This window comes from Stieleria sp. (assembly GCF_041595215.1).
Taxonomy (GTDB): Bacteria; Planctomycetota; Planctomycetia; order Pirellulales; family Pirellulaceae; genus Stieleria; species Stieleria magnilauensis.
The window spans coordinates 1-10,990 of the sequence record NZ_JBFHKV010000158.1; the positions used below are offsets into that span (position 1 = coordinate 1).

At 59.5% G+C, this 10,990-nt stretch carries 9 protein-coding genes; 5 read left to right on the forward strand and 4 right to left on the reverse strand.

What is annotated here, in order from left to right; all coding sequences use genetic code 11:
* Positions 1–259: 259 nt before the first annotated feature.
* Positions 260–1,420 carry a multiheme c-type cytochrome gene (locus tag ABX749_RS08590; RefSeq protein ID WP_372895616.1) on the reverse strand — a complete coding sequence of 387 codons (1,161 nt, stop codon included), beginning with the start codon at positions 1,418–1,420 and terminating at the stop codon, positions 260–262.
* Between the two features lie 359 nt (positions 1,421–1,779).
* Here ABX749_RS08590 and ABX749_RS08595 point away from each other — a divergent pair, with 359 nt between their 5' ends.
* The 5 genes from ABX749_RS08595 (at position 1,780) to ABX749_RS08615 (ending at position 8,536) form a co-directional block, all read left to right on the forward strand.
* Complete coding sequence (locus ABX749_RS08595; protein ID WP_372895617.1) at positions 1,780–3,006, forward strand: tetratricopeptide repeat protein; 1,227 nt, start codon at positions 1,780–1,782, stop codon at positions 3,004–3,006.
* Between the two features lie 186 nt (positions 3,007–3,192).
* Complete coding sequence (locus tag ABX749_RS08600) at positions 3,193–5,658, forward strand: polysaccharide biosynthesis tyrosine autokinase (RefSeq protein WP_372895618.1); 2,466 nt, start codon at positions 3,193–3,195, stop codon at positions 5,656–5,658.
* Between the two features lie 204 nt (positions 5,659–5,862).
* The gene (locus ABX749_RS08605; protein ID WP_372895619.1) at positions 5,863–6,582 is read left to right on the forward strand and encodes a hypothetical protein; all 720 of its coding nucleotides are present in this window, start codon (positions 5,863–5,865) and stop codon (positions 6,580–6,582) included.
* Positions 6,583–6,747: 165 nt separating this feature from the next.
* A complete protein-coding gene (locus ABX749_RS08610; RefSeq protein WP_372895620.1) occupies positions 6,748–7,335 on the forward strand; it encodes a hypothetical protein in 588 nt (195 codons plus the stop codon).
* Positions 7,336–7,651: 316 nt separating this feature from the next.
* Positions 7,652–8,536 carry a CHAD domain-containing protein gene (locus tag ABX749_RS08615; RefSeq protein ID WP_372895621.1) on the forward strand — a complete coding sequence of 295 codons (885 nt, stop codon included), beginning with the start codon at positions 7,652–7,654 and terminating at the stop codon, positions 8,534–8,536.
* A gap of 1 nt (position 8,537) precedes the next feature.
* Here ABX749_RS08615 and ABX749_RS08620 read toward each other — a convergent pair whose 3' ends face one another.
* The 3 genes from ABX749_RS08620 to ABX749_RS08630 all read right to left on the reverse strand — a co-directional run.
* Positions 8,538–9,029 carry an HPP family protein gene (locus tag ABX749_RS08620; RefSeq protein WP_372895622.1) on the reverse strand — a complete coding sequence of 164 codons (492 nt, stop codon included), beginning with the start codon at positions 9,027–9,029 and terminating at the stop codon, positions 8,538–8,540.
* Complete coding sequence (locus ABX749_RS08625) at positions 9,030–10,043, reverse strand: hypothetical protein (protein ID WP_372895623.1); 1,014 nt, start codon at positions 10,041–10,043, stop codon at positions 9,030–9,032.
* A 10-nt stretch (positions 10,044–10,053) separates the two neighbouring features.
* Positions 10,054–10,990, reverse strand: a 937-nt coding sequence (locus tag ABX749_RS08630) for a M20/M25/M40 family metallo-hydrolase (protein WP_372895624.1), incomplete at its 5' end; no start/stop codon positions are given.

Genomic DNA, 10,990 nt, shown 5'->3' on the forward strand with positions numbered 1-10,990 from the left:
ACGGCGCCGATGTGCAGGGTTCAGCCGCGCGTCTTGCTGCTTCGCAGCGCGTGGGGATGCGCCTGAAGGCTGGACACCAACGGCGCCGATGTGCAGGGTTCAGCCGCGCGTCTTGCTGCTTCGCAGCGCGTGGGGATGCGCCTGAAGGCTGGACACCAACGTGCGCTGGTGTGCAGGCTTCAGCCGCCCGTCTTGCTGCTCCGCAGCGCGTGGGGATGCGCCTGAAGGCTGGACACCAGCCTGCGTTGGTGTGCAGGCTTTAGCCGCCCGCTTCGCTGCTTCGCAGCGTGGGTTCATGCACTCGAATGTAGTGGTCGTGGAACTGCAGCCCCTCGTCCAGTTCGACGGCCGGCATGTGACATTCGATGCAGCCGGTTGTTGGTGAAACCGGACAGGCGACATGCTCGGCGACTTCAGGCTGGTGGCAAGTGATACAGTGTTGCTCGTGCTCGGATCGCTCGATGGCGTGGATGGTTTGATGCGGGTTGTGACAGGTCGTGCATTTCAGCTGGCGATCGGATTCCAGATAACAGCGACTGCGCAACAGTCCGACCGGCTGAAACCGCGCCAACAGTTTCGGGTAGTCTCGGATCTCCTTTTCGGAGATGCTGCGTGGCAATCGGTGACAATCTCCGCAGAGCTGAAATTCCGACTCGGTGTCCCAACTCGGTTCGCCGACCGAATAGGGTGGCGGCGAGGTGGGGTTCAATCGCGCCGCCCGCACATGCTCGCTGCCCGGGCCATGACACTTCTCGCAATTGATACTCGAGACCAGGTCGACGATCGTTTCACCGACAATCTTCGCACTCGTCGTGTGGCAGTAGATGCACCGCTGCAGTGGTTCGCCCCGCGATGAATCGCCAAAGTACTCCAACGCATCGTGGGGGGTTTTGTTCGCGTGTCCCGGCGTCAGAGCGAGACGGCCATCGGAATAACAGGTCACACGGTGTTCGATCCCCTCGGTTTGGCCGTCGACCGCCGTGGTCAACGTTAGCATCGTTTGGGCATGGTGTCCCGAGCCCAGCGCGTACTGCAGCGGAAAACGATCCTGTTCAAACCGCTCCGGTAGCGAGACCGAGAGTCTGCCTTCCCCCTCGGCATGATAGTGGTACGTCCCGTACGGCTCGCCTGCGTCGAACGACTGTCCGTCAAACGTCTCGGCAAGATCGGTTTGCGAAACCAGATGAAAGGTTGATGCATGACCATGCTGGGCATGCAAAGCGAAGTTCTCGGCATGGCATTCGCGACAGACCTGACGACCGACGAGCGTGGGGGCGGATGACGCCTTGCCCGTCGAATCATCCGCGGCAACGGTCATCCGATCGTCGCCGTCCGCGATATCCTGTGGTCCGCGAAACGCCGCAAACGCGATTAGAATCAAGCAAACGCCCGCGCTGGGAAGGATCAGTCCACGATTCACCCGTCTCACTCCCAAGGGGCACCAATGGTTTGTCACGGCCAACGTTCATCCGCCGAGTCGACGACGAACTTCCCAATTGTGCCGCAAGGCGATTCGACCGACAATCAATGAAACGCCAGAAAGCAAGTATACCAGCGCAGGGGAACAGTCGATTGAAAGTGCGACCTCACCAGAGCATCGTTGTTTCCGCGTGCCTTGTCCTGTCGGTTGCCGTGTGGAGCGGTTGTGACAAAAAGCAGGCGTCACCCACGCCGTCGCAGACAGCTCCCACCGACGCGGCGGAAACGGCACCTGCGGACAGGGCACCCGCGGACAGGGCACCCGCGGACAGGGCACCCGCGGACAGGGCACCCGCACCTTTGAATCAGGCGACGCCGACACCTGCCGAGTCGATCGCGGCAGCGGACCAGCCCCCCGCGCCGGATCCCGCAACACTTCACCGCCAAGCGATGCTGGCGTTGCAAGCCGGACAGGATGAACAGGCATTCCAATTGGCGCGGCAGGCCATGCGGCTGGCCCCCGATGACCCGCAAGTCGTTTTTCTGATGGCGCTGGTCTTGGGCAATCGCAAGCGTTTTCCGGAGGCCATCATGATGCTCGACGAATTGGCGACGACGACTCCCGATGTTCGGCTGCCCGTGTTGGGGCAGACGGCGGAATGGATGGTCCGCTTCGGGCAGTACTCCCAAGCCGAACAACGCTATCGAAAGTTGCTGGACCAGGTACCCGATGCCGCCCTGGTGCATCGTAACTTGTCACGGTTGATGCTGCGGCAAGGGCGACGCATCGAAGCCGCCGAGCACCTGAGCCGGCTCTGCTCTCTCGGCGACATCATGGAAGACGAACTCCGGGCGCTGCTCTCCATCTCGCACCCCTTCCCCGGAGATGTGACCAAGGACAGCTTTGATCCCATCGGAACGTTGGGCAAGGCGCGGGTGGAGGTGAGCCGCGATCAATGGGCATCGGTTCGATCGCGTCTGGAAGCATCTCAAGTTCGCAGCGCCGAAGAAGACGCTTTGCTGGGACGTGCCTATGCCCAACTCAACGACGGCGAGGCGCTGGGGAACTGGATCGCCGGCAGCACCGACGCGGTTGATCGATACCCCGACGCCTGGCTGGCCAGAGGCGTCGCGGCGGCGCTTCAGGGCGAGCACGCCGCAGCCGTCAAAGCGTTTGCCGAATGTGTGATTCGCGATCAAACCGATCCTCACGCTTATGCGTTGATGAGCCAGTCGCTGCGTGAGTTAGGGGCGGTCGACGAAGCGGAGGCGACTAGCCGCAGGGCCGAGACGATCCGGAAAACCACCACGATCGGCGCCGCGATGGCATCGGAGGAGACCCGCGATGCCGAAGTGTTGTCGCAGCTGGCCGAACTGCTGCAACAACTCCATCGTCCCCTGGAAGCGCTGGGCTGGCGTGGGATTCAGCTCGCCTACGCCGGCGAAGCGGGTGCCATCGCCCCGGCCGACGCACAGCGAATCTTAGGCGAAATCGCACAAGAACGCAGGCAATGGCTGAAAGCCGACCGCGGACAGGCGACGCGGGCATTTGTGCTCTGCGATGTCGATGTGGATGCGTTGGACTGATCAACGGCCGACGAGGGAAGTCCGCCATCAGTTGGTCGGATCGAACGTCGTCGTTTTGACTAATTCCGCCCTAGAGTCAACCAGATCATCACCCCTGCTCCGCTCCCGCCTCGCTGCCTCTAGCCTCCTCCACCCTCCATGTTGGAACCACAGCCTCCACACGTTCATTCTGACACCGGTCATGCGATGGAACGTGATGGTGGACGACTACAGGGGGAGGCGATCGGAACGGTCTTGTGGCGTTACAAATGGCTGATCGCAATCTTGCTGCCGATCGGAACGCTATTGGGATATTGGGTCAACCGGCAGAAACCGGTGACCTATCGTGCCACGACCCGGCTGATGTTCAAGACCGATACACCGTTGACGCTCGACACGTCCACCGGTCTCGTCCGCGGCGGAATCCCCAGCGGCAATCTGATGCAATCGCTGATCAGTTCCGATGCGATCGCCGGGCGGGTCCATCTAAACGAACAGCTGCGGTCGATTCCGGCCTTGCGGGAACTGACCAACGATCAATTCATCGCCATGGTGCGGGGCGGGATTCAATTTCAAACGATCACAGATCTGAAGGACTCTCGCGACCGCTTGATCGCAGCGGTTCATTTTGACGGACACGATCCGGAGGTTTGCGTTGCCGCAGTCAACGCGGTCAGCGATTCGATCCGCTCCCATTTCCAAGAAGAACGTGAGTTGCGGGTCAATGAATTTGAGCAATTGGTCAGCCAAGCTCAAGAAAAACTCTTGCCGCAACAGGCTGAATTGGAAGAAGCCTACAAGACGTTTCGAGAAGGCGCCCCGTTGGAATGGGATCCCAATGGCCAGGTCGTCAATCCTCACCGTCACCGTCAGTTTCAACTACAATCCTTTCGCGATCAACTGGAGCAGAAGCAACGTCAGCTCGACGGTGAATTGCGATTCGCAGAGAGCATGCGAAGCCGTCACAAGAATCCGCTGATGGTGGCGATGATCATCGGCCAACTCAGTGATGTCTTCGAAGACTCGCGTTTGATGCTCAATGGGAAATCAACCGACCGTCTGGCAACGGACGATCTGGAGATGCAAAAGATCGAGGTCGAAAAGAAGCTCGTTCCGCTGGTGATCCGGCGGGAGCAATTGGAGATGGCGTACGGTCGATCGCACCCCGAAGTCAAATCGATCGTGATGCAGATCGAAAGTTCCCAAAGCAAATTGAACGAGTTGATCGCCCAGGTCGACCGACGCCGCAAAGAACTGAGCGAGCAGAGTCAACAGATCGCTGAGGCAAACGGATCGACCCAAGCCCAGGTGGTGCGTGCCGGTGAAGCGGTCGACGCCTACATTCGCGGATTGAGCGAACGTTTGCGTGTCGCCAACGAAGACCTCGCCGAAGTCGATCGGAAAATTGATGCCGAAAAACTGGCCGCCGATGAGCTGAAAAAATTTGAAGACACCGACGCCTCGTTCCGTCGACGCATCGCCAGTCTGCAAGGCATGTTGATCCAATTGGAACAGCAATTGGCCGCCCTGGAATTGATCGACATCAACGGCGGGATCCTTGTCGAACCGCTGTTGGCGACCGGCAAAGCCCATCGGACCGGTCCCGATTTGAAGAAAGATTTGGCCGTGTTCGCCATGCTGGGTCTCGGATTGAGCGGGCTGTTGGCGCTGCTGTTTGAAGCCGGCGCGAAGACCTTTCGCAGCGCCGAAGCGATTCAACACGAATTGCAGGCCCCAGTGCTGACGCACATTCCCGTTGACGGGGGACGAAGCCATAAACGAAAGCAAATGCCCACCAACTCGATCGCGCGCTTGGATCCCAAGCTGGCGGTGATCCATCGGCCACATTCGCCGGCTGCAGAAGCGGTGCGCGCCGTCCGGACGGCGATGCTGTTGGATCGTCGACAAACCGACAGCAAGGTGTTTCAGATCACCAGCCCCTTGCCGGGTGACGGAAAAAGCACGCTGGCAGCCAATGCCGGTTGCTCGATCGCCCAGTCGGGAAAACGCACCCTGCTGATCGACTTGGATCTGCGAAGCCCGAGACTTTCGCTGCGTTTTAATTTGGAGACCAAGATCGGCTTGGCAAACGTGCTCAACGGTGAATTGAGCGCCGCCCAGGCGGTCCATCAAACGCCGATCGAGAACCTTGACATCCTGCCCTGCGGTCCGTTGCCGGCCAACCCCGCTGAAGCGCTGACGTTGGCCGAACTGGCTGACGTCTTCCAATGGGCGCGGGCCAACTACGACTTCATCATCGTCGACACGCCTCCCCTGCTGATGGTCAGCGATCCCACGATCGTGACCACCTATGTCGATGCCGCGATCTTGGTGATGCGGATCCGACGTCGTTGCAAACCGAACGCGAAAGAAGCCGTCGCGATGCTGCGTTGGACCGGATCACGGGTGATGGGCGTGGTCATCAACAAGTTCACCGCGCCCCACTCCACCGCGTCGTACCAGAGCAGTGCTAGCGGAAGCTACCAGTCGATCGGCTACGGCTACGGCGACCGGTATCGCCGCCGTTATCAACGCGAGGTCAACGCCCAGGACACCTATATCGTGACCGGCACAAAGAACCTGGAACGGGTCGACCTGGTCACCGCGAGCGAGGCCACTCGGCCGGGGAAACCGCACCTGCAGCAAACCGATTCGAAATCGCAGTCGCATTGACGCTGCCATCACGATCGGAATCGCCCGGTTCAGAAAAGCTCTTAAAGCGTGCGGTTTCGCCCAACGCGGCACAGGCTTTGCTTACCTGAGTGCGATCACGGACAGCAGGCGTTGCTGTCGCGCGACGTATCGGATCGAACGTGCAGCTTCGACGACGTTTGACCGGTACACCATCGCATCCAATTGTTGCAGAGGAGCTAAACAATGACGTTTTCCGACGAGAGCTACAACCTAAGAATTGAACTGGACACCAAAGGCTGCGAATTGTCGGCCGACCAGATCGAAGACATGGAACTCGATCTCCACACGTTGCGCAACCTGGTGGCGGACTTCCCTGTGTCAGATCTGCACATCACGGTCGTCCATCATCAAAAAGCGCGTGACTACCACGTCAAAACCAGTCTAGGGCTCTCCGGGAAAATGCTGTTCACCGGCGAACGTCACCACAAGGTGCATCCGGCATTCGAAAGCTGTATCCGAAAACTGACCAAGAAGGTTCGCGCCTACAAACGCCAGATGCGGGTCGGTGAGGAGGCCGAGAAACTCGCCGCGGGCACCCGACATGATGTCGCCCCCCTGGGAGAAATCAATGTCGAGGCCATCGTCCAAGCCGTAGGCGATGACGATTACCAGCAGTTTCGCCATGAAATGGATGTCTTCGAGTCCTCGCTGGCCTCGCGGATCAGCCATTGGATCGAACGCTACCCCGAAATCGGCTCGCGGTTGGAGCACCCCTTTCAAGTGTCCGACATCGTCGAAGAAGTCTTCCTCAATGCCTTCGATTGCTTCGCTGAACGGTCCCATGACATTCCCCCCGGGCAGTGGCTGGAAAGCTTGATCGATCCGTCCGTGCAAGCGTTGCTGCAATCGCCCGACGAAGAATATGAGAGAATCCAATTCGCAAAAATGGCGATGATGGATTGAATGGGAATGACGGGACGTGCGTCATCGCACGTTGTTGTCGTTGGCCGAAACGAAAGCGTGCCCTCGGGCACGCTTTGATTGCTTGTTCCCAGGCACCGTCTGGGCACGAGTCGTTCGAGTGATCTGATCGGTGCTCGATTCCCCCTAACCAGCAGTCCGACGCGGATGAGTCATCCCCTCGAAAAGCTGATCGCCGAGATCCAAACACTCGAGCGCAGCGTGGCGGAGAAAATCCACCATTCGGCGGGTGAACCTCCCGACCAGCGGCAACGTGAAAACGTGGTCTTCGACGCGGATCTCCGCCGTCGCCATCGCGCCTTCGCAACCTCCCTTTGGCGTTACCTGCTCGGTTCGACGGTGATGACGGTGCTCACCGCACCGGTGATCTATGCGTTGTTGATCCCGATCGCGATGCTGGACCTTTTCGTGACGGTCTACCAGTGGGTTTGCTTTCCGGTCTATCGGATTCCCGGCGTCTACCGACACGAGTACGTGGTCATCGATCGGTACCAGTTGGCCTATCTCAATGGGATCGAAAAACTGAACTGCGTGTACTGCGGTTACTCCAACGGCGTGCTGGCCTATGCCCGGGAAATCGCTTCCCGGACCGAACAGTACTGGTGCCCGATCAAGCATGCGCGGCGGGCGAAGGGCTGCCATACGCGGCAGTGTCTGTATTGCCAATTCGGTGACGCGGAAGGGTACCGCCGTGAGCTGGACAGGATTCGAAAGCGGTTTTCGGACCTCCAGTGACTCGGGACGTCGACCAACAACCCGATTCCCGAAGGGCAACGCGGTGAAGCATTGCTTCCCTGCGTTTGACGAGGTGTTAGCGGCAGGGCGCAAGCCCTCCGGTCGCTGATCGTTGCCGAAACACCGGAGGGCTCGCGCCCTACCGCTAAAAAAATGCGTCCCAGCGTTGCCCGAAGGGGCTGCATGGGATGGAGTACAATGGCGGCTCGAGAGACGACGCCATGCTGCATCCTAAACTGCGATTTTTATCTGCTCCATGTCTTCCAAGCGTGACAAATCTAAACGCGGTCTGGCTGCTCAGGATTCAGGGAAATGGGTGCGTCTTGAAAACGCCGAAGGCTGCGTCGCCACCGCCGCTCGACTGACCCTGTCCAACCGGCTTGCCGCGGTGTTGTCCTATCTGCCCCAGGCGAGTTCGCGGTCGGACGCATCGATCGAACACGTGCATCAGCTACGCGTCAGCACGCGACGGGTCATCGCGGCGTTGCATCTGTACAAGGACGTCTTGCCTGGCAAATTGGCGCGCCGGATGGAGCGGCGGATGAAAGGCATTCGTCAGGTTGCCGGTGTCGCGCGTGATCTGGACGTGCTTGCCCTCCGTTATCGCGACTCGGATTCGCGAAAACACAAGCGGTTGATGCGACGCTTAACACCGTTGCGGCGAAAGGCTCGGAGATCGATCGCGGACTTGAATCGCGCGCTGATGGACAAGGACCATTTGGCAAGACGCGTGAAAAAACTGCTCGGCGCGATCCGCTGCCAATCGCAACAGGACTTGAATGGGTTTGCAAAAATGCAACTCGCCCATCGTTCGCAGTGTTTCTTCAAACACGCCAAACGCGATCTTGACCGCGTCGACCAATTGCACCGATTTCGTATCCAGGCAAAGCGATTCCGATACACCATCGAGCTGCTCGGGGACGTCTTGCCCGCCGAGGTTCGCACCCAGATCTATCCGGTCGTTTGCAACGTCCAAGAGGTGCTGGGGGAACTGCACGACCATGCCATTGCGCGTGAGCGCATGAAACGGTTGGCGCGAAAGGAAACCAGATCCAGTCGTGCAAAGCAATTCAGAGCGCTCGCGAGAAAGGAAAAGCGAATGATGGAACAGGTGGAGCAGCGTTTTCAGGATTGGTGGACACCGAACTTTTCCGACCAGCTTGAGCGTGCGGTCCAGCGGATTCTGCGGGACGCCGGGTGAATTAGAGCCGTCCATCGGCAATCAAACGCGCCAGGTCGATCGTGGTGACGATTCCGACCAGCACGCCTTGATCGGTCACCGGCAGACGGTGGACGCGATGCGTGAGGAATTGGTGGGCGACCTCGCGGATCGGCATGGCCGGCGGGATCGTGTAGGGCCGCTTGTTCATCAAATCGGCGACCGACAAGCTTTCAATTCGCTCGCCGATGCGGTCCGCGATTTGTTGCAACGATTCCATTTCGATTTCATGAAAGCCCCGTTCATCGTAGTGAAAATCGGAAACGGTTTCGGCGACTTGACGCTCGGTGCACAGTTGGCGGACGATGTCGGATCGGGACACGACGCCGACGAGTTTACCGGCGTGGACGACCGGAAACCCCGTCACGCGGTCCCGCACAAACGCTTCTTCCAGTTCGGGCAGTGTCATCTGCGGCGGCACGGTTCGAATGCCGCCAGACATGATGTCGGCAGCGGTAAGTTGGTGGTTTGGCATCTAGATTTCCAGTTTGTCCTTGAGCAATCGGTCCAAGTCTTCCAGCGTGTGTGGATTGGTCAGATTCAGCGCGTAGGCGTTGACGAGTCCGCGGACGACTTGGACGCCCGCCGACGTGCTCGTGCAGACTCCGGTCACCAAGTCCGGTTGAAACCCGAACCCCTTGGTGACACCGATCACCGAGTACGGGTCGGAGGCGCATAAGACCGTCAATCGCCGTCCCTGGCTGAGTCCTGACGCGGCGACTTGTCCGTTGTACGGTTCGATCGGAGACGCTCCGGCCTCGGCGACCAGAACATCGGGACGCGTTTCGGCAATGCGTCCGACCAATGTGTCAAACGCCCGTTGATAAACGTCTTCTTCGCAAATCGTCGAGGGCAGCCCTGTATCGACGAAATCAAACACCGCGTCGGCTCCTGCATCGGACATCGACAGAATATCTCGATAACGTCCGGCACCGGTGAACTTTGCACCCGTGACTCGCAAACCCATCTTCTTCAGACGCCGAATGATGATTTTGGCCGATGTCGTCTTGCCCGATGACATCGACGTTCCGATCAACAGCACGATCGGACATTGCAACTTTGCCGACGCGATCGGGCTGACAAAGTCTTGCATCACGACTTTTTCTCCCCCGCGTTTCACGTGCCCCCGATAGAGCAAATGGATCGGTTCGCCGACAAAACTGGAGCGTGACGTCACCGTGCCGATCAACCCCGCGGCGGTCATCGCATGCATCTGACCGTCATAGGGAATCGCTTGCCAGTTGCCGACCGATTCGAGCGTGGCGGCGCGAAAGCCGAACGCACCGACGATCCAATCGCCGATGGAAACTTCGATCATCCGACCCGTCGTCAGCTCGATCATTCGGTTCGGTGACGTCTGCGTCACTTCGCCGACGACATAATCGCCCGTCGCCCAAGCATCTCGTGAAAGGAGTTCTACGGCGAAAGGGTTTTCGGCGAGGTCGGAAATTCGGGTCAGCGATCCGAACGTATATTTGGTTTCACACATCGCTGGCACCTCATCGTCGGTCCGTTGAAGTCACTTCCGAGTTGATGGAATCGTCCGGCGTGAACGCCACCGATTCGGCCCAGGCGTTTGGGTCCGGTGGGCTGTCGCGATCGGAGATCGGAGCCCCCATCAGCAAGCACGCCAACAGCGCGGCGCGTTCAGGCATCTTGTCTTCGATGACATGTTCGATCAGCGCATGGGCTCCGTCACCGACCGCTCCCAAACCGTCCAAGGTCGCGGTGTGCAAGCTGGTGTAATTGCCGTCGGAACCACCACCGGCGGCGCCTTCGCGAATTTCAATCCCCAGCACTTCGGCGGCTTCTTGGGCGCGATGCCAGAACGCTCGATTGCGTGGCGTCGGCTCCAGCGGCGGGCGGCCGATGTGTCCGGTGACGTTGATCTGCGTTCCCGCCACGGTGGGCTGCATCGCATAGATGGCCTGTTCCACCCGCCGCGCGATCGCTTCGGTACGGACGCGAACATCGACTTCGGCGCGGCTTTCGGCGGCAACCACGTTCGGGCGGACACCGCCATCGATCGTGCCCACGTTGACCGTCGTGCCGGCTTCTGGATCGTTCAACGCATGCAGCGTTTGGACGACGTGTGAGAGTTCCAGAATCGCGCTGATCCCCTTGTCGGGATCCAAGCCGGCGTGGGCCGCTTTGCCATTGATCGTGATCACGAATCGGCCGACGCCCTTGCGAGCCGTCTTCAGCCGTCCTTCCGGGCCGAGTGACGGCTCCATCACCATCGCGCGGTCGACGCATTGGGCCAGTTTTTGAATTCGCCAAGCCGATTCGCCGCTACCGATTTCTTCGTCGGAATTGATGAACAACACCGGTGTGACCGACGGAGTGATCCCCAGTTCACGCAGCGCACGTAGGGCGAACACCGCTTGGACGAGACCCGCTTTCATGTCGTACACGCCGGGACCATGCAGCCGTCCG

What these genes read in the sequence shown, in the direction of transcription:
- ABX749_RS08610 (WP_372895620.1), top strand. Translation starts at nt 6,748, where the DNA reads ATGAGTCATCCCCTCGAAAAGCTGATCGCCGAGATCCAAACACTCGAG.
- ABX749_RS08620 (WP_372895622.1), bottom strand. Translation starts at nt 9,029, where the DNA reads ATGCCAAACCACCAACTTACCGCTGCCGACATCATGTCTGGCGGCATT.
- ABX749_RS08600 (WP_372895618.1), top strand. Translation starts at nt 3,193, where the DNA reads ATGGAACGTGATGGTGGACGACTACAGGGGGAGGCGATCGGAACGGTC.
- ABX749_RS08625 (WP_372895623.1), bottom strand. Translation starts at nt 10,043, where the DNA reads ATGTGTGAAACCAAATATACGTTCGGATCGCTGACCCGAATTTCCGAC.
- ABX749_RS08605 (WP_372895619.1), top strand. Translation starts at nt 5,863, where the DNA reads ATGACGTTTTCCGACGAGAGCTACAACCTAAGAATTGAACTGGACACC.